The sequence below is a fragment of the Cohnella pontilimi genome (genome assembly GCF_005049045.1).
GTDB lineage: Bacteria > Bacillota > Bacilli > Paenibacillales > Paenibacillaceae > Cohnella > Cohnella pontilimi.
On record NZ_SUPK01000007.1, the window covers coordinates 118497 to 139708 of the forward strand.

Here is a 21212-nt window from a genome sequence, read left to right on the forward strand (position 1 = left end):
GGCAAAGCCTTTTTGCGAAAATGGCGGATGATCGGCGGAGCGGTGGTTGCGGCGGCTGCTGTGGCTGTCTTCGCGTTTGTGAGATTCGGAAACGGAGGTTCTCCGGATATGAAGGCAGACCATTTCTATAACCCGGTGGTCGAGAACGGGGCGGATCCTTGGGTCATCCAGCAAGACGGCTTTTATTACTACACGCATACGGTCGGAAACGCGATTCAAATCTGGAAGTCCCGCTCACTCTCCGAGATATCTTCAGGGGAGACAGCCACCGTTTGGACGCCGCCGGATGGAAGTCCCAACTCGTTCGACATTTGGGCGCCGGAAATCCACTGGATCAACGGAAAATGGTATATCTACTACGCGGCGGACAACGGACAGAACGAGACGCACCGGATGTTCGTGCTCGAGTCGGTGACGGACGATGCGCTCGGTGAGTACAAAGATCTCGGCCAGATCACCGACCCGTCGAACAAATGGGCGATCGACGGCACCGTACTGCAGAAGCCGGACGGCTCCCTGTACTTCATTTGGTCGGGTTGGGAAGGCGACACCAACGTCAGCCAGCATTTGTATATAGCGCCGATGAGCAGTCCGTCTAAAATCAGCGGCGACAGGGTGGAGATTTCGCGGCCCGAGCACGACTGGGAGCTGATCGGCCAGCCCACGATCAACGAAGGGCCGCAAGTGCTCATGTCTGATAAGAAAATCAACATCATCTACTCAGCCAGCGGCAGTTGGACGGACGATTATACGTTGGGCATGTTGTCTGCGGATCCGGACGCGAATGTGCTTGATGCGGCTTCGTGGAAGAAACATCCGCTGCCGGTTTTCGCAAAGACGGACGACGTATTCGGACCCGGTCACTGTTCTTTCGTAAAGTCTCCTGACGGTAAAGAAGACTGGATTGTCTATCACGCCGCCAAAACATCCGGGAGCGGCTGGGACCGGAATGTACGGATGCAGCCTTTCAAGTGGAACGATGACGGAACGCCGGATTTCGGCTCCCCGTTGTCGACGAAAACCGCCGTTCCGCTGCCAAGCGGCGAAGACGGACGAAAGCGGCTGGAAGCGGAAAATGCGGTTTATGGCGGAATGAAAGTATCCGACATGGCCGAAGCCTCCGGAGGCAAAGCAGTGGGAGGCTGGACGGGCGGAGACAGTTACGTGGAGTTTCAGATTGAGGCAGAGAAAAAGGGGCTCTATGTGCTGGCTCTTCGCTATTTGAACGAAGGCGCAGTCGAGCAGAATCTCAGGGTGACAATCAACGGTAAGCTCAAGATCGATGCCAAGCTGGATAACGGGTTTAACGGCCAATGGTCGAACGAGTTCATACCGGTTGCTTTGCAGGAAGGCAGTAATACGATCCGGTTCACCGGCGGAGACGAGTGGTTGTCGCTTGACGCCGTTGACGTTCTTCCGCCGCAAAATATGGAAAAGGACAGGTGACCCACGATGGCGCTCTCCAGCTACAGAAAAGACTATCCGAGACCCCAGTTCGTTCGGGAACATTGGCTCAATTTGAACGGGGAGTGGGATTTTCGGTTCGACGACGGGAATGTGGGCGAAGGCGAGCAATGGTATAGAGCTTTCGATGAGGATCGGAAAATACAGGTTCCTTTTGTATATGAGACGAAAGCGAGCGGCATCGGTGAGACCGTATTCCATCCTTATGTGTGGTACCAGCGCAAATTTTCTGTCCCTTCGGAACAGCAGGGTAAACGGGTAATCTTGCATTTTCAAGCCGTGGATTATGTGGCCAAAGTGTGGGTGAACGGAAATTACGTGGGGCGGCACGAAGGCGGTTATTCCGCATTTTCCTTTGATGTTACGGAACAGCTTGTGGCGGGCGGGGAGAACCTGCTTGTCGTGAAAGCGGAAGACAGCGACGATTGCACGCAGCCGAGAGGCAAGCAGCGATGGCGAAAAGAAAACTTCGGCTGTTGGTATGTCCAAACGACGGGCATCTGGCAGACTGTGTGGCTGGAGTATGTGAGTCCGCAATACTTGGAGTCGGTGAAGATCACCCCCGATTTCGATACGAACTCCGTTAGGTTCGATTACCGTGTCGGCGGAAACTTATCCGGAACACAAGCCGATGGAGGGAAAGACCTGCTTCGTCTCACCACGAGAATCACGATGGATGGCAAGCTCATCAAGGAGACCGGCATTTTGGCGGATCGCTCGGCCCTGTCGGCGGGCGTGGAGCTCATCAGTGAAACCCGCGAGTGGAGAGTCGAGACCTGGAGTCCGCGAAACCCGAAGCTGTATGAGGTCGAATTCATTCTGAGCGACGGGGATCAAGTGGTGGATCGGGTTCAATCGTATTTCGGCTTGCGCAAAGTGTCGATCCAGAAAGGCAAAGTGCTGCTGAACAACATGCCCATCTATCAGCGGCTGATCCTGGACCAAGGCTACTGGACGGAGAGCCATCTGACGCCTCCTTCTGAGGAAGCCATCATTGAGGACATCGACAAAATTTTGGCCATGGGCTATAACGGCGTGCGTAAGCATCAAAAAATCGAAGACGACCGCTTCCTCTATTGGTGCGATGTGAAAGGCGTGCTGGTATGGTCCGAGATGGCAGCGGCGTATGAGTTCAATGATCAGGCCGTCGAACGGTTCACACGGGAATGGCTCGATATTGTGCAGCAGTATTATAACCATCCTTGCATCGTTACGTGGGTGCCGTTCAATGAATCTTGGGGAGTCGCCAACATCTTCACTGACCGGAAACAGCAGCAATTTACGGAAGCCATCTACTATTTGACCAAGTCGATCGACCCGAACCGTCCCGTCGTCTGCAACGACGGTTGGGAGCATACGATCTCCGACATCATTACGCTCCACGATTACGAGGAGTCCGGCGCCAAGTTCTTCAGTCGTTACACCCATAAGGACGCGATCACGAGCAACGAAATTTCACACATGAACGCGAAATATGCGATGGCGCAAGGCTACGAATACCGCGGCCAGCCGATCATCCTCAGCGAATTCGGAGGCATCGCCTTCAAGTCGGAGAGCGGGTGGGGGTACGGAAACCAAGTAGACTCGGAGGAAGCGTTCCTCGAGCGGTTCCGCAGCATCACGCAGGCGATTAAAGATACCGACTATATTTGCGGCTATTGCTATACCCAGGTAACCGACGTGCAGCAAGAAGTGAACGGGCTGCTCTATGAGGACCGCACGCCGAAGATTGATATGGCCAAGATCAGGGCTATCAATTTGGCATAGGGCGGACAAAGGGGTTCGGCTGGAAATGGAAACGGGCTTTCGAACGATTAAAACGGTGGATGCCAGCGAGATTCATATCCGTGATCCGTTCATATTCCCGCACGCGGCGGAGCGGAAATATTATTTGTTCGGCACGACGTTCGCGGACGGCGCCGGAGACAAGGACCCGATCTTCGAAGTATATGTGAGCGAAGATTTGGCGGTTTGGACTGGCCCATACGTTGCCTATCAGCCGCCTCGCGGGTTTTGGGGCGTTCGGCATTATTGGGCACCTGAAGTTTTCGAGATCGACGGTAAGTTTTATATGTTCGCTTCGTTTAAGGGAGGCATTGGGGAGAACCGTGGAACCGGAATCCTGATCGCGGATCATCCGGCGGGTCCGTATCGTCCGCATAGCGACGGGCCGGTTACGATTGCCGGCAGCGAATGTCTGGACGGCACTTATTATGAGGACGAGGAAGGGCAGCGCTGGATCGTGTTCTGCCACGAATGGACGGAATTGTACGAAGGAAAAATCAAAGCGCTTCGGCTGACGAAGGATCTCAAAGCATCCGTTGGGGAGCCGGTGACGATTTTGAATGCGGCCGATAGGCCATGGATTCGGCTGTTCGGAGATCCGCGAATCGAAAAAACGGGGTATTTGACCGATGCCCCGTTCCTGTACAAAGCCCGTAACGGTGAACTTCTGCTGCTGTGGTCCAGCTACTCGGTGCCGAATTACAGCGAATCCGGTCTCGGCGGCTACACGGTGGCGATTGCGCGTTCGGCTTCCGGTCGGATCGAAGGGCCATGGACGCACGACGAGAAGCTATTCATGGACCGAAATGCCGGGCATTCGAGCTTGTTCCGAGATTTTGAAGGCCGGCTCTGGATCAGCACGCATTATCCGGATACGCCTCACGGTCAGGAAAGGCCGCTGTTTTTACAAGTGGAAGAGAAGGAGAATGGTTTGTTTTTGCCGGAGTAGACACCGTACCGTTTGCTATCTGCGTATGATTATCCTATAATGTCTGTAAATCTGGAAATGCGATGATGGAGACAAGTAAGCAGCGCCTTCTTGCAGGGAGGGAACGCCGAAGACTGCGAGCGTTCCTAAGAAATCAGGCTGCCGAATTTCACTCCGGAGTTGTCCCTTGAACGTACGGCCTTGCCATTCGAGGCAGCCGGCATCATTAGAGGGTACCGGCAGCGGCCCGTTATGCCGCAGGAAGCGGGAATGCGCGATTCGTCGCCTGTATGGCGGTAGTCGGTGTTCCAACAAGGGTGGTACCACGGTCCTTTCGTCCCTTACGGGGAGGAAGGACCTTTTATTTTCCCAAAAAAGTGAAGTTAGCTAGATCCCCCAAAAGTGACGCGGCATCCAAAGGGGTCCCCAAAAAGTAATCGGATTAGGAATCGAAGCTGTTCGTCACTTTTTGGGGAGATAGTCAGGGGGAGCCCCCGAAAACCAGCAGCTTATTCCGATTACTTTTTTGGGGTCCCAAGGGCATTGTTAAAAGCGATCAAAGGAGAGAAGACGTATGAAGGACCGATTGGAGGCGCTCCGCAGGGAGGCGCTCGACCGGCTGCAAACCGTGGACGACGCGGCGGCCCTCAATGATCTGAGGGTTCATTACCTCGGCAAAAAAGGACAGCTGACGGAGATATTGCGTGGAATGGGCGGCTTGACCGCGGAGGAACGTCCGATCATCGGCCAAGTGGCCAACGAAGTCCGTGCGGCCATCGAAGAGGTCATCGCTCAGAAGCAGGAACTGTTCGACAGAGCGGAGACGACCCGCCGCCTGCAGGCGGAAACGATCGACGTGACGCTGCCGGGTAAGGTGCCGGCCGTCGGTGCCGTTCACCCGTTGAACAAGGTGGCGCAGGAGATCGAAGACATTTTTATCGGCATGGGTTACTCCATCGCGGAAGGGCCTGAAGTAGAAACCGACTACTTCAACTTCGAAGCGCTGAACCTGCCCAAAAACCACCCGGCTCGCGACATGCAGGATTCATTCTACATCACGGATGAAATCTTGCTTCGCACGCACACTTCTCCCGTGCAAATCCGCACGATGAAAGAGATGAACGGCCGAACGCCGGTGAAAGTCATTTGCCCGGGTAAAGTGTACCGCCGCGACGACGACGATGCGACGCACTCTTTCATGTTCCATCAAATCGAAGGGCTTGTCATCGGGCCGAACATCCGGATGAGCGATCTCAAAGGCACGCTGCTGCAATTCGTGCGGGAAATGTACGGTCCGCAGATGCAAATCCGGCTTCGCCCGAGCTTTTTCCCGTTCACTGAGCCGAGCGCCGAGGTTGACGTCACTTGCGTGCGCTGCGGCGGACAAGGATGCCGGATGTGCAAGCAGACGGGTTGGATCGAAATTCTCGGCTGCGGCATGGTTCATCCGAAAGTGTTGGAGCACGGCGGCTACGACCCGGCGGAAGTGACCGGTTTTGCGTTCGGAATGGGTGTGGAACGGATCGCGCTGCTGAAATACGAGATCGACGACATCCGCCATTTTTACGCGAACGACGTCCGGTTTTTGAAGCAATTTGCGCGAATGTGACGCAGGACCGTTTTCGGTACCATTTTCGAAAAAAGAGGGGAGCAGCCCATGAACGTTTCTTACCGATGGTTATCCGAGTATATCGATTTAAGCGGCATTTCGCCGCAGGAGCTGGCTGAAAAACTGACGCGCGGGGGCATCGAAATCGACAACGTTCCTTCCCGGAATCTCGGGGTGTCCAAGGTCGTCGTCGGCTACGTGAAATCCCGCGAAAAGCATCCGGACGCGGACAAACTGAGCGTATGCACGGTGGACGCGGGTCAGGAGACGGATTTGCAGATCGTGTGCGGCGCGCCGAACGTCGCGGCCGGACAGAAAGTGCCGGTGGCGCTGGTGGGGGCGAAGCTGCCCGGAGGACTCGAAATCAAGCGTGCGAAACTGAGAGGCGTAGAGTCGCAAGGCATGATCTGCTCGGCGCGGGAGCTGGGCATTAACGACAAGCTGCTTCCCAAAGAGCTCCAGGAAGGCATTTGGCCGCTGCCGGAAGAGAGCCGGATCGGAGACGATATACTCGAGCTGCTGGCGTTGGACGACGCGGTCCTCGAGCTGGATCTCACGCCGAACCGCTCGGACTGCCTCAGCATGCTGGGTGTGGCATACGAGGTTTCGGCCCTTACGGGGCGCCCGGTTCGATTGCCGAATCCGGAACGGGAGTTATTCTCCACAACGGATAAGGCGTCGGATCATGTCAAAGTGGCGGTCGAAGCGGCTGAGCTATGCTCTCAGTATTCCGCACGGTATATCAAAGGCGTGAAAATCGGTCCGGCGCCGCTTTGGATGCAGAACCGGCTGATTGCCGCAGGAATTCGGCCGATCAGCAATATCGTCGATATCACCAACTATGTGATGCTGGAGTACGGGCAGCCCATGCACGCGTTCGACGCGGGCAAGGTGGCAGGCGGGCGCATCGAAGTGCGGCTGGCTCGGGAAGGCGAAACGCTCGTGTCGCTGGACGGTGTGGAGCGCAAGCTGGACCCCCACATGCTGGTCATAGCGGACGCCGAAAAGGCAATCGGATTGGCAGGCGTGATGGGCGGCCTGAACTCGGAAGTCACGACGGAAACGACCGATATTATCCTCGAATCAGCCAAGTTCGACGGAGGCTCGGTTCGCCGGACCTCGCGCCAGCTCGGGCTCCGTTCGGAGGCGTCGAGCCGGTTCGAGAAGGAGGTCGATCCCGGCAGAGTGACCGCTGCGCTCGACAGGGCGGCAGCTCTCATGGCGCGGTATTGCGGAGGAACGGTAGCGGAAGGCGTGGCCGAAGTCGTCGTCTCGACACCCGCACCGGTCGTCATCGACCTGGCGTTGTCCCGGATCAACGGGATGCTGGGAACCGAACTGTCCACGCTAGAGGTGTCGACTTTGCTGTCCCGTCTCGGATTTGAGATGGAATCGCAGGAGGAAGGCAAATGGCGGGTCACCGTGCCGTCCCGCCGCGGCGACATAACCCGGGATGTCGATCTCGTGGAGGAAGTGGCGAGATTGTACGGGTATGACGAAATTCCGACGACGCCGATCGAAGGGCCGACGACGACGGGTGCCCTCACGCAGGCGCAGGCGATCCGGCGGGAGCTCCGGCGGGTCATGACCCACGCCGGTGTACAAGAGGCGATCTGCTATTCGGTTACGTCGCGCGAAAGTGCGAAAATGTTCCCGGAATTGAGCGAGACAGCCCGGCCGATCGAGCTGGCGATGCCGATGAGCGAAGAGCGCAGCGTGCTGCGGACGGTCATGCTGCCGAGCTTGCTGGAAGCGGCGTCCTACAACTTGTCGCGGAAAAACAACGACTTGGCGCTGTTCGAAATCGGCAGCGTGTATCATTCGGATGAACCCGTGCTCACGCGGCTGCCGAGGGAAAAGCCGCGGCTGGCTTTGTTGTTGACGGGCCATGTGCGGAGCGCCGGGTGGAACCGCAAGGCGGAGCCGGCCGATTTCTACGACGCCAAAGGGTTGCTGGAGGCGGCTTTCGATCGGCTCGGCCTGTCGCCGGCGATTACGTTCGAAGCGGCGCGGCCGCAAGGGTTCCACCCGGGGCGTACGGCTGCCGTTAAGCTGCAAGGCGCGCGAGGACCGGAAACGATCGGCTACGTCGGACAGCTCCATCCCGATCTGCAGCGCGCGTTCGATTTGCCGGACACGTTCGTGGCGGAAATCGAATTGACACCGGTTTACGAACAGGCGAACCGGAGAATCGAATATCGTACGCTGCCGAGATTCCCTTCCGTGGAACGGGATCTGGCGGTTGTCGTGGATCATGCGGTCGCAGGCGGCGCGTTGACGGAGGCGATCCGGGGCGCGGCAGGCGAACTGCTGGAAGACGTATCCGTGTTCGACGTGTACACCGGCGAGCGTCTCGGGGCAGGCAAGAAAAGCGTCGCATTGGCTTTGGTTTACCGGCATCCGGAGCGTACGCTGACGGATGAAGAAGTGACGGAATCGTACGCCAAGGTTTTGACAGAATTGGAACAATCTTTCGGTGCGGAACTCCGAAAATAGGCAGGAAACGGTCTTTGGCGCAGCGAATACATCTAGACGCCGGCGGGTGCCTAAGATGCATTCGCTGCTTTGTTCTCGAAACATTCGAAACAATGGAAGCAATGGGAGGAACACGCCGTGAATGATGAATATACGACGCGCGTGACGGTTGACATATACGGGACGCAATACTCGCTCAAAGGCCACTCCAGCCCGGATTACATGAAACGGGTCGCGGCCGTTGTGAACGAACAGATGATCAAGGTTTCCGGCAGCGATACGAGGCTGGATTTGCCTCGGCTGGCGGTTTTGGCCGCGGTGAATATGGCCGATGAGCTGCTCCGGCTTCGGAGGGATAACGAACGGCTGCTGCAAGAAGAAATTGAACGCAAAAGGCTGGCGGAAGAGCTGGAGCGCGAGCGCGCCGAATCCGATACGCTGCGGGCGAGTCTGGCGGCGGAACGCGAAGAGGCGCAGGCTGCGCTGGAACAACTCCAATCTCAGCTGGAACAAGAGCGCAAACTGTCTGAACAGGCGCTTGCCGCCGCGGAGGAATCCCTCCGAGAAGAACGTTCCGAACGGGCGGGTGAGAAGTCGCAGTGGCTCACGCAAGAGACCGAATGGCTAAAGCTGCGTTCTCAGCTCGAGTCGGAAGCCGAACGGCTGTCCGGGGAGTTGGAAACGCAGCGCCGGGAGGCGGCCGAAACTTTGCGGGAGCGTCAAACGGCTTACACGGAAGCGGCGGAAAAGCTGCGTGCGCAGACGGTGGCGAGGGAGCGGGCGGAGCGCGAGCGCGACGATCTGAATCGCCACCTCGCCGAGCTGGCTGAGCAGGAGCGGGCAGCGCGCGAGTCGGCGTCGCAGCTGCAGGAGCAGCTGGCATCCGCTCGTCAGGAACAACAGTCCGCGGAAGAACGGGCGGCCGTTGTCGAAGCGCGCGCAGCCGAACTGGCCGAGACCGAGGAATCGCTGCTGAAGGCGAAGGAGCTGGCGGCGAAGGAGTTGGAAGCCGCGCAAGCGCAGGCGGCTGCTTTGGGTGTACGCGAAGCCGAGCTCAACGCTTCGCAGCAGGAGCTTGTCGAACTGAGGCGGGAGCACGATGCGCTCCGCATGGAGTATGCGAAGCTGCAAAACGAATATAACGAATGGATCGATCTGATCGACAATCCATGACATTGGCCGCCGCCTCTCGATTGAGGCGGCGGCTTTTTCATTGTGACGTACCATGGGCCGTAGTTGCATTATGCCAAATTACAGCATGAAATTTGTATTCTAGCTCTTTCTAATTGCAATTTGCGAAACTACAGAGCCGTTTGTCGTTTGAATGAGTCAGATGAGGTACTGCAAGTCTGCAGAATGAAATTACAGCACATTCCATGGTGCTGATCGTGCTCGTAATTTGGCAATTTGAAGTTACAGTTCAGTTCATGAACAGGAGGCGGCGCGGTGGAACCGACCATTAATGAGACGCTCGGCGTCAAACCTTTCATTAACGCGGCTGGCAAAAAACTTCTATAGCAGAACTGCCCCTTTTGATCGAATTATTTGTCGTTATACAATGGTCTTAAACACATTACTAGGTTTTGGCAGTTGATGAAAGAGGGTTGGGATTACACACCTTTGATCGTTCAGCATCATGAAGGGGAATTAATCATCTCTGATGGCAGCCACAGACACGAGGCAATGCGTAGACTGAATTATAAAGAATGTTGGGTCATTATATGGGATAGCGATAATCAAAATGGCTTACAAATATAGAACGGAATTTACTGTGGAGCTTATCAGTCCGCCCGGCAACTCGTATTCGAGCGGCCGGGCGGATGGCGTGTTATTGGACGATCAGTTTGGAGACCATCCCGGCATGTCCGCTTCCGCACATGATGCTGCAGCGGAAATCATACGTGCCGGCTTTCAGCGTGACGACGGTGGATTGTTTACCCGGCCCGAGATTGATGTCGGTGCCGGTCACTTTAATGCCGTGTGCGCCCTCGGTGTTTTCGAGGATGATTTTGACGGGCGTGTCTTTCGGCACGATATATTCGGCCTGATCGAATTTCCAGTTTGAAGCTTTGATCACGACTTCGGCCTTCGCGGGTTGTTCGTCAACGGACGAAGCCGACTTATCCTTGCCGCCGCACGCGGCGAGCGCGAGAACAAGCGCACCGAGCATGAAAACGGATGACAATTTACGATACATGGTTGGTTTCCCCTCCGAAAAAGAAAAAAATTTCGGTTCCATTGTATCATATTTACATCTTCCGAACGTCCCGCCAATCATGACGGTTTCGTGAACGCCGGCATCCTGTGCTTTTGCTGACAATGCAAAAACCCCGCGCGCACGTCGCGGGGATTTGCCGGCGGTGACCGGCGCGTTATCGGTTGTTCGCATTACCGGCCCGGAACGGGCTGGCGACCGGAATGAACAAGTCGATGATCCCGATAACCAGAGCGGCCAAAATCGCCCCGATAATTGTGGTGCGAACGCCGCCGACGATGAACTGGGCCAGCCAAATGACGACCGCGCTGGACAGGAAGCCGACGATGCCGCGGCCGAACGGGGTGATCCGCCGCCCGAAAACGGCTTCGATGATCCAGGCGACCACGGCGATCACCAAGGCGAGAAACAGCGCGCTCCAAAATCCGCCGACACTGAATCTCGGCACAAGCCAGCCCACAATCATCAGCACGATGGCGGAAACGATAAACCGCACGACATGACCGAGAAATTGCATGTCCTTATTCGCCTCCTTTGACGAGATACCCTTAGTGTATCCTTATCTGTTTTCCCTATGAGCGGAAGGTTTCGCAAGATTGAACGGTTCGGCTATAATAAGGGTCGAGAGGAGTTGTGAATTCCGCCGTGAACGACAAGGCGCTTCATACATTGGAATACGACAAGATTGTGCGGCAGCTGACCGCGTCCTGCGCCACTTCTTTAGGGAAGGAACTTGCAGAAAAATTGCGCCCGACCCGGGATTTACGGGAATCTACGCGGCTTTTGCAGGAAACGGACGAAGCGGTTCGGGCCATGACAATCAAAGGCTCCGCGCCTTTCGGAGGCATGACCGACGTTCGCCCTTCGCTCACGAGAGCGAAGCTGGGCGGGATGCTGCAGCCTTCGGAACTGATGGACATCGCCCAATTGATCGCCGGCATCCGCAAATTGAAACGGTTCATCCAAAGCGCGGCTGAAGAGGCGAACCTGCCTTTGCTCGTCGACCTCACGGAGCCGCTTACGGACTTCAAGCCTTTGGAGCAGGAGATCCGCCGCTGCATCGACGAGCAGGGAGAAGTGCTCGATTCCGCCTCCGCGGAGCTGGCCTCCGTCCGCCGCGACATTCGGATCGGAGAAGGCCGCGCCCGCGAGAAGCTGGAAAGCCTTATCCGTTCTTCTTCCGTGCAAAAAATGCTGCAGGAGTCCTTGATCACCATACGCGGAGACCGTTACGTCATTCCGGTGAAGCAGGAGTACCGGTCGCATTTCGGCGGCATTGTGCACGATCAGTCGGGAAGCGGCGCCACGCTGTTCATCGAGCCGGAAGCGGTGGTGCAACTCAATAACAAGCTTCGGGAATACAAGCTGCGCGAGCAAAAGGAAATCGAACGCATTCTGCGGCGTTTGAGCGAACAAACGGGTGAACGCGCGGATTTGCTGACCGGCGATGCGGAAATCGTCGGGCTGCTCGACTTTATTTTCGGCAAGGCGGTTTTCGCCCAGAGCTATTTCGGAACGCTGCCGAAAATGAACGACGAAGGCCGCGCAGATCTGCGAAGAGGCCGCCACCCGCTGATTGATCCGAAAAAGGTCGTACCGATCGACATCGAACTCGGGCGCGATTATTCCGCGATTATTGTTACCGGACCGAATACGGGCGGGAAGACGGTGTCGCTCAAAACGATCGGCCTGCTCAGTCTGATGGCTATGTCGGGATTGTTCGTGCCCGCCGACGAAGGCAGCGAGCTGTGTGTCTTCGACGGTATTTATGCGGATATCGGGGATGAGCAGAGCATTGAGCAAAATTTGAGTACGTTTTCGAGCCACATGACGAACCTGATCTCCATGCTGGGCCAGGTCACCGACAAAAGCCTCGTGCTGCTCGACGAGCTTGGCGCGGGGACCGATCCGGCCGAAGGCTCGGCTTTGGCCATTGCGATATTGGAGCATTTGCACCGCATCGGCTGCCGCATCGTGGCGACCACGCACTACAGTGAGTTGAAGGCTTATGCGTACAACCGGGAAGGCCTGATCAACGCGAGCATGGAGTTCGACCCGTCATCTCTTCGCCCCACCTATCGGCTGCTGATCGGCGTTCCGGGGCGAAGCAACGCTTTCGCCATTGCAGAACGGCTCGGGTTGCCGCGCGAAATCATCGAGCATGCCCGGGGAGAAGTAAGCGAGGACGAGCTCAAGGTCGATACGATGATCGCCTCGCTCGAACGGGACCGGCGCCGGGCCGAATCGGAGCGGGTAACCGCCGAGCGGCTGCGCGAGGAAGTCGAGAAGCTTCGCCGGCAAATCGAAGACGAGCGGCACCGTTTCCAAGAGCAGAAGGTGAAGCTGATGGAGGAAGCCCGCGAAGAAGCGCGCCGCTCCGTCGCCAATGCTCGCCGGGAAGCCGAGGAGATCATCGCGGATCTTCGCCGAATGGCCATGGAAGAAGCCGCCTCAATCAAGGAGCATAAGCTCATCGAGGCCCGGCGCCGGCTGGAAGACGCGGTGCCGGCACCAGTGAAACGTCAGGCACGTGCCAACGCAGGCGGTAAAGAGGCGAAAATCGAGCCGGGCGACGAAGTCCGGGTACTGTCATTAGGCGCGCAGCTCGGCCACGTTGTCGAATTGTCCGGCAGCTCGGAAGCTGTCGTGCAGCTCGGCATCATGAAGATGAAAGTGGCGCTGGCTGATCTTGAGCCGGTTCGCAAATCCGCCCCTGCCAAAGCGCCTGTGAAAGCCGCAACCGCGGTCAAACGGACGCGCGACGAGAATGTGAGCAGCGAGCTGGATTTGCGCGGGGCGACGTTGGATGAGGCTATTATAGAGGTTGACCGATTTTTGGACGAAGCATTCTTGGCCAATCTCGGGCAGGTGTACTTGATTCACGGCAAGGGAACCGGCGCTCTGCGCACAGGCGTCCAGGAATTTCTTAGGCGGCACAAGCACGTGAAAAGCTATCGCCTCGGCAACTACGGCGAAGGCGGAGCCGGCGTCACGGTAGCAGAGCTTCACTGACGGGAGGATGGCGATGGAGGGCGTTGTCGATTCATTGATGGACATACCTGTCGCTGCCGTCTTGGCCTACTTCTCGGTGGGCATTTTGGCGCTGATCGTATTTCTTTCCATTTTCGAATGGATCACGAAATACGACGGGTGGGAAGAAATCCGGCGAGGCAACGTCTCGGCGGCTATGGCGACGGGCGGGAAAATTTTCGGTATCTGCAACATTTTCCGGTTCTCCATCCAGGCGCATCAGTCGATTTACGAGAGCCTGCTCTGGGCAGGCGGCGGTTTTTTGCTGCTGTTGGCCGCTTATTTTTTGTTCGAATTTGTGACCCCCGTGTTCCGGATCGATGATGAAATCGCCAAAGACAACCGCGCCGTCGGATTGCTTGCCATGATCATTTCCATTTCGCTGTCCTATATTATCGGCGCCGCGCTGAGTTAAACCGGAGGAATGATCGGATGAAATACTTGTGGGGATCGCTGCTCGCCTTGGCGATATTATTTATCGCGCTTGGCGTTTGGTACATGACGAAGCAGGGCTGAAGTCCGGCTTCCTACACACGAATGAAGGAGGTGCGGACCAATGGCTGTTGTCGTATGTCCGTGGTGTCAAAGTGAAATTCCGCATGAAGAAGGCGAAGAGCCGGAAAAATATTGCCCGGTTTGCGAAAATGAAATCGGCGGTTACCGGACGCTTACCTTTGGAATCGACGATTCCGAGGATGAGGACGAGGAACCAGCTGCGCAGTTTACGGGAACTGAGGCTGAAGACTTGAGGCTGGGCGGGAGCAACGAAGCGCTGCTGCGGTTCGAGGAAACGGTGGAGCGTGTGTTGGACGAGCAGGAGACGGTGCCGGAATGCCCGCAGTGCCGGGAATACATGCTCGAGGCGGGAGAGTTGGCCGTACCGGCGGCATTCTTCCGCCCCCGGACGCCGGAAGCGCTGGGGAAAGCGGTGCTCGAAGCTCCTTTCTCCATCACGTTGTATGTGTGCCCTTCCTGTTTTACGGTGCAGCAGTCCCTCGCCGAGCAAGGACGGTTGGATTTGGCGCGGCGGCTCAGCGGGACGGAAAACCTATGAGCCGGATTGTCCGTTCCGTGACGGAGTTGGTAGGAGAAACGCCGGCAGTTCGTTTGCGGCGCCTTGCCGGTCTGGATATGGCCGAGGTGCTGGTGAAGCTGGAAAAGCAAAACCCGAGCGGAAGCGTGAAAGACCGGGCCGCGCTCGGGTTGATCGAAGACGCGGAAGAGCGGGGATTGATCCGGCCAGGAACGGTCATCGTGGAGCCGACGAGCGGCAACACGGGCATCGGGCTGGCTATGATCGCCGCGGCAAAAGGATACCGGCTCATCCTGGTGATGCCGGATAACATGACGAAAGAGCGCATCTCCTTGCTGCGGGCTTACGGCGCGGAAGTGGTGCTGACTCCGGCGGCGGAACGGATGCCGGGGGCGATCGCCAAGGCGTGCGAGCTGCTCGAGCGGAATCCCGGCAGCTACATGCCGAATCAATTCGAGAACGCCGCGAATCCGGATTTTCACCGCCGGACGACGGCTCTGGAAATATTGCGGCAGACGGAAGGCCGGCTGGACGCGTTCGTCGCGACAGCCGGGACGGGCGGCACCATCACGGGAACCGGCGAGACGCTGCGCGAGCGGCTGCCCGATCTGCACATCGCCGTCGTGGAGCCGGCCGGTTCCCCCGTACTGAGCGGCGGGCGTCCCGGGCCGCACAAGCTGGTCGGCACCAGCCCCGGGTTCGTCCCGCCGATCCTGAATACTTCCGTCTACGACGAAATTATTCAGGTGGCGGACGACGACGCGCTCGAGACGACCCGGCAGCTCGCCGCGCGTGAAGGCATCCTCGTCGGCCCATCATCCGGCGCCTCCGTCTGGGCCGCGCTTCAAGTCGCCCGCCGCCTCGGTCCGGGCAAGCGAGTCGTATGCATCGCGCCCGATACCGGCGAGCGTTACTTGAGTATGGGGATATTTTGAGGGTAGACGCGGGACTTAAGCCGATGGCAACCGCTTAACGGCCTTGCTGGCATCGAGTGGCGGGACTTAAACCGACGGCATCGGTTTATGGGTACCTGAAATCGGCGGTCGGCATGTGGAGCAGTCCTGTTGGTACCTGACACCAGGCGATGGGTTGCAACAAGCACGCGGCATAGTCTTGCAATCCGCTAAGCGTGACGGCAACGAGGAAATCATGCCCAAAGTTTGGCAAAACTGGTTGACGAACCGAACGCGTTTGTTGTATTCTCTAGCCAAAGATGGTCGCAAAGCATGCGCCGCTCTCCGAATTTTCCGGGTGGGCGGCTTTTTTGGTTTCCTAACCCACCTTTTTCCTATTCCGTGATCGCCTGAAATGAACCTTTTTTCCTTTTCACCCAGCCTGTATTTGATGTAATATGGAGAGTAATTCAGGCGTGATATACAGGTCGAACCATTGTGTGTGCGGGCGACCCACTTTACGGTAAAGAGGGATCATCATGAACCAGTTGAAGTTAAACATCCTGGACCTGATCAAGGAAGACGCGCGTTTGCCGGCGTCCACCATTGCGACCATGCTTGGCGTCCAAGAAGCGGAAGTAGCCGCGGCCATCAAGGAAATGGAAGACGATCACGTGATCGTGAAATATGCGGCCGTCATTAATTGGAGCAAGGTTGACGACGAGAAAGTAACGGCGCTGATCGAAGTGGAATGTACGCCCGAGCGGGGCCGCGGATTCGAAAGCATCGCCGAGCGTATTTATTTATATCCCGAGGTGAAATCGGTCTACTTGATGTCGGGAGCGTACGACCTGCTGGTCGAGATCGAAGGCAAAAACTTGAAGGAAGTCGCCTCGTTCGTCTCCAACAAGCTGTCCACGATTGAATCGGTTATTGCTACAAAAACGTTTTTCATTTTGAAAAAATATAAGCAGGACGGCATTATTTTCGAAGAATTCGAAGACGACGGCAGGCTGCTGGTATCTCCGTGATTCGTCAGATGAGCGCAAAGGATCGGTGTCATCATGATCAAAAATGAGGACGTTACCCAGACCGTCACGCAGCAAAGGCGGAGGCAAAGCATGCAGGATTATTTGGCCTCGCATGCCCGCGCGATTCCCCCATCCGGAATCCGGCGCTTTTTCGACTTGGTTAGCAATAGCAAGGATAAAGATATCATTTCGCTTGGCGTAGGCGAACCGGATTTCGTCACGCCATGGCGGGTGCGCGATGCAGCAGTCTACTCTCTCGAAAAGGGCAAAACGCAATATACGCCCAACGCCGGCATGCCGGAACTGAGGGAAGCGATCGGGCAATATTTGAACGACCAGTTTCAGCTGGATTACGATCCGGCAAAAGAAATTATCGTGACGGTGGGCGGAAGCGAAGGGATCGATTTGGCGCTCCGAGCTCTTGTAGAACCGGGCGATGAAATTCTCGTTCCCGAGCCTTGTTACATTTCCTACTCCCCGATCACGTCGCTCGGCGGCGGCATCCCGGTCGGAATCGAGACGTTCGCCAAGGACAACTTCAAGCTGACGGCCGAGAGTCTTCGCGCCGCGATCACTCCCCGGTCCAAGCTGCTCGTGCTTTGTTATCCGAGCAACCCGACAGGCGCGGTCATGACGTACGAAGAGATGCTGCCGATCGCCAAGGTGGTGGAGGAGCACGATCTGATCGTCATTTCGGACGAAATTTATGCCGAGCTCTCTTACGGGACGAAGCATGTCAGCTTTGCGTCGCTTCCGGGCATGAAGGACCGGACCCTTCTAGTCAGCGGTTTTTCCAAGGCGTTCGCTATGACCGGCTGGCGGATGGGGTATGCTTGCGGTCACCCCGATCTCATCGGCGCCATGCTCAAAATTCATCAATACACCGTTATGTGCGCTCCGATCATGGCCCAGGTCGCCGCGCTGGAGTCGCTCACTCCGAACGGATTGGAAGAGAAGGACCGGATGATCGAATCGTATAACCAGCGCAGAAGGCTCGTCGTGCAAGGCTTTCGCGAGATCGGCCTGGCTTGTCACGAACCGCAGGGTGCTTTTTATGCGTTTCCTTCGATTCAGTCGACCGGCATGACGTCCGAGGAGTTCGCCCAACGACTGGTGCTGGAAGCCAAAGTGGCCGCGGTTCCGGGGCATGTGTTCGGCAAAGGCGGGGAGGGCTTCCTGCGTTGCTGCTACGCCACCTCGGTATCACAGTTGACCGAAGCGCTGGATCGAATCGGCAACTTTTTACAAAAAATCGGATAATCGGTTGATTACTTGTAAAACAGTGTGTTTATTTATTTTAGTATCTGCTATAATTAGCTTTGTTTTGTGACCGGTTCGGGAGGGGGAGACGGCATGGACGCGGCAAATCATAGCGAGTTTTCGCCTTTATTGAGGGTCGACGCCCATCCGAATCCGGCGTCTCCCGAGCGGGCGGCGGCATCCGTCGGCTTGGCGGACGAAATCGACCGGCTTCGGCAAGTGATGGCCGAAACTTTCCTGCGGGAATGTTCGTTTACGGCCGACACGGTCATTCGCATCAGCCGGCAGTTGGATGTCAAAATCAATGAATATATGATTGGTCGTAAGAAGGCCCGGTGACGATCGCCGGACCTTTTTCTTTTTTTCCCCTATGCGCGGTTATGCTATAGTGGAATTAAGGAAACGGGGGAAACGGAAGCATGAACATTTATACCCGGACCGGGGATGAAGGGAAAACATCGGTCATCGGCGGCGGGCGCGTCTCGAAGGACGACCTGCGTGTCGAAGCCTACGGCACCGTGGATGAGTTAAACGCGTTCGTCGGTCAGGCCGCGGCATGGATGGCCGCGCAGGATGTCAACGTGTGGGGCGATATGACGGAAAAACTCGTCCTTATACAACATGAATTGTTCGATTGCGGGTCCGATTTGTCGTACGCCGATCCCGAACCCGAGAAATTAAAAGTAACGGCCGAGATGACGGCACGGCTGGAATCCTGGATTGACGGCAGCGAGCAGGAAACCCCGCCGATCCAGCGGTTTATTCTGCCCGGCGGCAGCGAGCCGGCGGCTCTTCTGCACGTTTGCCGGACCGTATGCCGGCGGGCCGAACGGCGGGTCGTAACGCTGGCGGCGGACCGGCCGTGCCCTCCGGAGGTGCGGAAATATTTGAACCGGCTGTCGGACTTTTTCTTCTCGGCGGCTCGCGCCGCTAACACCCGTCTCGGTGTGGCCGATGTGGAATATGAACGCGGAGCCGCGGTTTTCCGGAGGGCCGCGAAGGAGTGAACAACGAGATCGACGAACGTTATTATAGTCCGTTGGTGCATGTGGCGGATGCGGCGGATGAAGGTCTGCAGCTTCGCCAGGTGCTTCAGCGGCGTTTTGGCATATCCCGCCGGCAGGTGGTGCGGCTCAAAACGACGGAGCATGGCATCATGGTCAACGGGCAGCGGGCACGTACAGGAAATATCGTGGCCGCGGGGGACCGGATCGAGCTGAGAATCGAGCGGGAAGAGTCGACCGATATTTTGCCCGAGCCGATGGAGCTGGATATTATATTTGAAGATGAGCATTTGCTCGTCGTAAACAAGCCGGCCGGCCAAATCGTTCATCCGACGACGGGTCATTATACCGGCACGCTGGCGAATGGGATCGTGCATTACTGGCGCGAGCGGGGCGAAAGATGCCGGTTTCATCCGGTGCACCGGCTGGACGAGTTCACGTCCGGTGTGATCGTGGTCGCCAAACATCCTTACGCTCACCAGCAGCTCTCGCAGCAAATGATCGAAGGAACCGTAGAAAAACGTTACCGCGCTTACGTATACGGTCACCCGCCGGATCGCGCCGGAGAGGTTTATGCGCCGATCGACCGTTCCTCGGAGGATCCGCACCGGCGTGTCGTGCGGGAGGACGGGGCTCCGTCGCTCACGTTTTATGAGGTGGCCGGCGTTTATCCTTGCGGGGCATCCGCACTGGACATCCGGCTGGGGACGGGACGCACGCATCAAATCCGGGTGCACATGCTCCACATCGGGTGCCCGCTCATTGGCGACGATTATTATTCGGATGAGGAGCGGCGTAAGTCGGCTTTGGCCGCCAAGCTGGCGAATGTAATCGACAGGCAGGCGCTGCATGCAATCAGTTTGGGCTTCACGCATCCGGTCACCGGCCGCGCCCTTCGGCTGGAGGCGGCATTGCCGGAAGATTTGAGAAAATTGGAACATACGCTGCAGACGCTGGCTGCTCCGGAATAAGATGGCGCCTTCGGTTCAACATGAGAGGAGCAGAAGAAGGTTTTATGAAGGATCGAAAATTGACGGTATACCACTACCCGCCGTGCTCAACATGCCGGATGGCCGTAAAGCGGCTGCATGCGAGCGGCTATGAGCTGATCTTGCATAATTTGTGGGAAGAAGCCCCATCCGCCAAAGAATTGAAAAAGTGGATCGGCCTTAGCGGGCTCCCGATTTCCAAATGGTTTAACGTCTCGGGCGAAGTGTACCGGAAACTGGGCTTGAAGGACAAGTTGCCCGGTATGTCCGACGACGAGAAAATCGCAGTGCTCGCCAGCAACGGCCGGCTCATCAAGCGTCCGGTCGTCACCGACGGAGAGCGTGTCACAGTCGGATTTAAGGAAGACGAATACAGCCGCGTTTGGTAAGATCACCCTTGGAGGGATGCCGGTGTCGCTGCAGAATGGGGAAGAAACGGTGGAGAAAAAACGAAGGGGTAACGGCGGTTGGGCTGCGGGTGCCGGAATCCTCGTCCTTTTGACCAAGTTCAAGACCGCATTGTTGTTTCTGCTGAAGGCCGGAAAACCGCTTTGGACGATGATTCTCAGCGTCGGCGCCTACGCGTTGCTCTTTCCTTGGACGTTCGCGGTCGGCTTTGTGCTGCTCATTTTCATTCACGAGATGGGACACGTACTCGCCGCGCGCCGCAGAGGACTGCCGGTAACCGCGCCGATGTTCATTCCGTTCCTGGGCGCGTTCATATCCATGAAAAGAAACCCGAAGGATGCCGAAACGGAAGCCTATATCGCCATTGGGGGTCCCGTGCTCGGATCTGCGGGTGCCTTCTTGTGTTACGCCATAGGGGATTGGACCGGTCAGCCCATATGGTACGCGCTCGCGAATGCGGGTTTTATGATCAATCTGCTCAATCTGATGCCCATACATCCACTGGACGGCGGACGAATCGTGACCGCGGTGAGCAGGTGGCTGTGGCTGATCGGCGGGATTGCGGGGCCATTCATCATTTGGCGTTTCGGCGGAATTATTTTTATTTACATTTGGTTGCTGTTCATCTGGCAGATGTATAAAATGTTTTTCCGCAACCGACGCAAAGCCGAACCTTATATCGTAGAAGGGGAATATCACGCCGCCGTCGATCCGGGGCTCCCTTCCTGGTATTTGGCCGGGGAATCTCATCGCAGGGAGCTGCCTTTTACCGCTTATTGCCGGCTGGACGGCGAGCATGTGGTGGAGTTTTGGTGGGAGCCGCTGTCGTTCAAGGGCGAATTGGGCCTGCCGCAGGCTTGTCTGATCGACAGGGTCGTATTGACCAAGGTCAGCGATCCGGGTGAAACGAACGAAGTCAAGTTCAGGGTGCGGATGGAAGGATCGGTGTATAATCCGGAAAAATATTATGACGTACCGCTGCGCGTGCGGATCAGGATGGGGCTGGCGTACGGCGGGCTCATCGCGGCCTTGTTTTATATGATATGGAAAATCAGCGAGACGGGCATGCTGCAGCAGCCGGTGTAAGG

Annotated in this window: 19 protein-coding genes; 17 read left to right on the plus strand and 2 right to left on the minus strand. The window is 56.9% G+C overall.

Annotated features, from left to right (window positions below):
• Nucleotides 1–12: 12 nt before the first annotated feature.
• The 6 genes from E5161_RS14950 (at nt 13) to zapA (ending at nt 9434) form a co-directional block, all read left to right on the plus strand.
• Nucleotides 13–1446: a family 43 glycosylhydrolase gene (locus E5161_RS14950; RefSeq protein WP_246042284.1), complete on the plus strand. Its 1434-nt coding sequence runs from the start codon at nt 13–15 to the stop codon at nt 1444–1446.
• A 6-nt stretch (nt 1447–1452) separates the two neighbouring features.
• Nucleotides 1453–3231, plus strand: coding sequence for a glycoside hydrolase family 2 protein (locus tag E5161_RS14955; protein ID WP_136778636.1), 1779 nt, complete (start codon nt 1453–1455; stop codon nt 3229–3231).
• A 25-nt stretch (nt 3232–3256) separates the two neighbouring features.
• Nucleotides 3257–4198 (plus strand): glycoside hydrolase family 43 protein, encoded by a 942-nt coding sequence (locus tag E5161_RS14960; RefSeq protein WP_136778637.1) that lies wholly within the window; start codon nt 3257–3259, stop codon nt 4196–4198.
• A 553-nt stretch (nt 4199–4751) separates the two neighbouring features.
• Nucleotides 4752–5786, plus strand: a complete 1035-nt coding sequence (pheS, locus tag E5161_RS14965) for a phenylalanine--tRNA ligase subunit alpha (protein WP_136778638.1) — start codon at nt 4752–4754, stop codon at nt 5784–5786.
• Nucleotides 5787–5834: 48 nt separating this feature from the next.
• On the plus strand, nt 5835–8282 hold the full coding sequence (gene pheT / locus E5161_RS14970) for a phenylalanine--tRNA ligase subunit beta (protein ID WP_136778639.1): 2448 nt from the start codon (nt 5835–5837) through the stop codon (nt 8280–8282).
• Nucleotides 8283–8399: 117 nt separating this feature from the next.
• Entirely contained in the window at nt 8400–9434 is a 1035-nt protein-coding gene (gene zapA / locus E5161_RS14975; protein ID WP_136778640.1) for a cell division protein ZapA, read from the plus strand.
• Nucleotides 9435–10089: 655 nt separating this feature from the next.
• On the opposite strand, the gene E5161_RS14985 is transcribed toward zapA, so the two are convergent.
• The gene (locus E5161_RS14985) at nt 10090–10458 is read right to left on the minus strand and encodes a cupredoxin domain-containing protein (protein ID WP_246042286.1); all 369 of its coding nucleotides are present in this window, start codon (nt 10456–10458) and stop codon (nt 10090–10092) included.
• Nucleotides 10459–10633: 175 nt separating this feature from the next.
• On the minus strand, nt 10634–10993 hold the full coding sequence (locus E5161_RS14990; protein ID WP_136778642.1) for a phage holin family protein: 360 nt from the start codon (nt 10991–10993) through the stop codon (nt 10634–10636).
• Between the two features lie 128 nt (nt 10994–11121).
• Between E5161_RS14990 and E5161_RS14995 the strand changes: the two genes are divergently transcribed.
• The 11 genes from E5161_RS14995 (at nt 11122) to E5161_RS15045 (ending at nt 21210) form a co-directional block, all read left to right on the plus strand.
• Nucleotides 11122–13488, plus strand: a complete 2367-nt coding sequence (locus tag E5161_RS14995; RefSeq protein WP_136778643.1) for an endonuclease MutS2 — start codon at nt 11122–11124, stop codon at nt 13486–13488.
• Nucleotides 13489–13501: 13 nt separating this feature from the next.
• Complete coding sequence (locus E5161_RS15000; RefSeq protein WP_136778644.1) at nt 13502–13921, plus strand: DUF350 domain-containing protein; 420 nt, start codon at nt 13502–13504, stop codon at nt 13919–13921.
• A 141-nt stretch (nt 13922–14062) separates the two neighbouring features.
• Nucleotides 14063–14560, plus strand: a complete 498-nt coding sequence (locus tag E5161_RS15005; RefSeq protein ID WP_136778645.1) for a hypothetical protein — start codon at nt 14063–14065, stop codon at nt 14558–14560.
• The gene (gene cysK / locus E5161_RS15010; protein ID WP_136778646.1) at nt 14557–15474 is read left to right on the plus strand and encodes a cysteine synthase A; all 918 of its coding nucleotides are present in this window, start codon (nt 14557–14559) and stop codon (nt 15472–15474) included. The genes E5161_RS15005 and cysK overlap by 4 nt, the downstream gene beginning before the upstream one ends.
• A 497-nt stretch (nt 15475–15971) precedes the next feature.
• Complete coding sequence (locus E5161_RS15015; RefSeq protein WP_136778647.1) at nt 15972–16463, plus strand: Lrp/AsnC family transcriptional regulator; 492 nt, start codon at nt 15972–15974, stop codon at nt 16461–16463.
• A 33-nt stretch (nt 16464–16496) separates the two neighbouring features.
• Nucleotides 16497–17723 carry an aminotransferase class I/II-fold pyridoxal phosphate-dependent enzyme gene (locus E5161_RS15020; RefSeq protein ID WP_136778648.1) on the plus strand — a complete coding sequence of 409 codons (1227 nt, stop codon included), beginning with the start codon at nt 16497–16499 and terminating at the stop codon, nt 17721–17723.
• Between the two features lie 93 nt (nt 17724–17816).
• Nucleotides 17817–18062 carry an aspartyl-phosphate phosphatase Spo0E family protein gene (locus E5161_RS15025; RefSeq protein ID WP_136778649.1) on the plus strand — a complete coding sequence of 82 codons (246 nt, stop codon included), beginning with the start codon at nt 17817–17819 and terminating at the stop codon, nt 18060–18062.
• 80 nt (nt 18063–18142) lie between these two features.
• The gene (locus tag E5161_RS15030; RefSeq protein WP_136778650.1) at nt 18143–18730 is read left to right on the plus strand and encodes a cob(I)yrinic acid a,c-diamide adenosyltransferase; all 588 of its coding nucleotides are present in this window, start codon (nt 18143–18145) and stop codon (nt 18728–18730) included.
• Entirely contained in the window at nt 18727–19698 is a 972-nt protein-coding gene (locus E5161_RS15035) for an RluA family pseudouridine synthase (protein WP_246042289.1), read from the plus strand. Before E5161_RS15030 ends, E5161_RS15035 begins: the two co-directional genes overlap by 4 nt.
• Before the next feature lie 44 nt (nt 19699–19742).
• Nucleotides 19743–20105, plus strand: a complete 363-nt coding sequence (locus E5161_RS15040) for a Spx/MgsR family RNA polymerase-binding regulatory protein (RefSeq protein WP_136778651.1) — start codon at nt 19743–19745, stop codon at nt 20103–20105.
• 22 nt (nt 20106–20127) lie between these two features.
• The gene (locus tag E5161_RS15045) at nt 20128–21210 is read left to right on the plus strand and encodes a site-2 protease family protein (protein WP_136778652.1); all 1083 of its coding nucleotides are present in this window, start codon (nt 20128–20130) and stop codon (nt 21208–21210) included.
• Nucleotides 21211–21212: the final 2 nt, after the last annotated feature.

What these genes read in the sequence shown, in the direction of transcription:
- E5161_RS14955 (WP_136778636.1), top strand. Translation starts at nt 1,453, where the DNA reads ATGGCGCTCTCCAGCTACAGAAAAGACTATCCGAGACCCCAGTTCGTT.
- E5161_RS14960 (WP_136778637.1), top strand. Translation starts at nt 3,257, where the DNA reads ATGGAAACGGGCTTTCGAACGATTAAAACGGTGGATGCCAGCGAGATT.
- pheS (WP_136778638.1), top strand. Translation starts at nt 4,752, where the DNA reads ATGAAGGACCGATTGGAGGCGCTCCGCAGGGAGGCGCTCGACCGGCTG.
- pheT (WP_136778639.1), top strand. Translation starts at nt 5,835, where the DNA reads ATGAACGTTTCTTACCGATGGTTATCCGAGTATATCGATTTAAGCGGC.
- E5161_RS14985 (WP_246042286.1), bottom strand. Translation starts at nt 10,458, where the DNA reads ATGTATCGTAAATTGTCATCCGTTTTCATGCTCGGTGCGCTTGTTCTC.
- E5161_RS14990 (WP_136778642.1), bottom strand. Translation starts at nt 10,993, where the DNA reads ATGCAATTTCTCGGTCATGTCGTGCGGTTTATCGTTTCCGCCATCGTG.
- E5161_RS15000 (WP_136778644.1), top strand. Translation starts at nt 13,502, where the DNA reads ATGGAGGGCGTTGTCGATTCATTGATGGACATACCTGTCGCTGCCGTC.
- E5161_RS15005 (WP_136778645.1), top strand. Translation starts at nt 14,063, where the DNA reads ATGGCTGTTGTCGTATGTCCGTGGTGTCAAAGTGAAATTCCGCATGAA.
- cysK (WP_136778646.1), top strand. Translation starts at nt 14,557, where the DNA reads ATGAGCCGGATTGTCCGTTCCGTGACGGAGTTGGTAGGAGAAACGCCG.
- E5161_RS15015 (WP_136778647.1), top strand. Translation starts at nt 15,972, where the DNA reads ATGAACCAGTTGAAGTTAAACATCCTGGACCTGATCAAGGAAGACGCG.
- E5161_RS15020 (WP_136778648.1), top strand. Translation starts at nt 16,497, where the DNA reads ATGATCAAAAATGAGGACGTTACCCAGACCGTCACGCAGCAAAGGCGG.
- E5161_RS15025 (WP_136778649.1), top strand. Translation starts at nt 17,817, where the DNA reads ATGGACGCGGCAAATCATAGCGAGTTTTCGCCTTTATTGAGGGTCGAC.
- E5161_RS15030 (WP_136778650.1), top strand. Translation starts at nt 18,143, where the DNA reads ATGAACATTTATACCCGGACCGGGGATGAAGGGAAAACATCGGTCATC.
- E5161_RS15040 (WP_136778651.1), top strand. Translation starts at nt 19,743, where the DNA reads ATGAAGGATCGAAAATTGACGGTATACCACTACCCGCCGTGCTCAACA.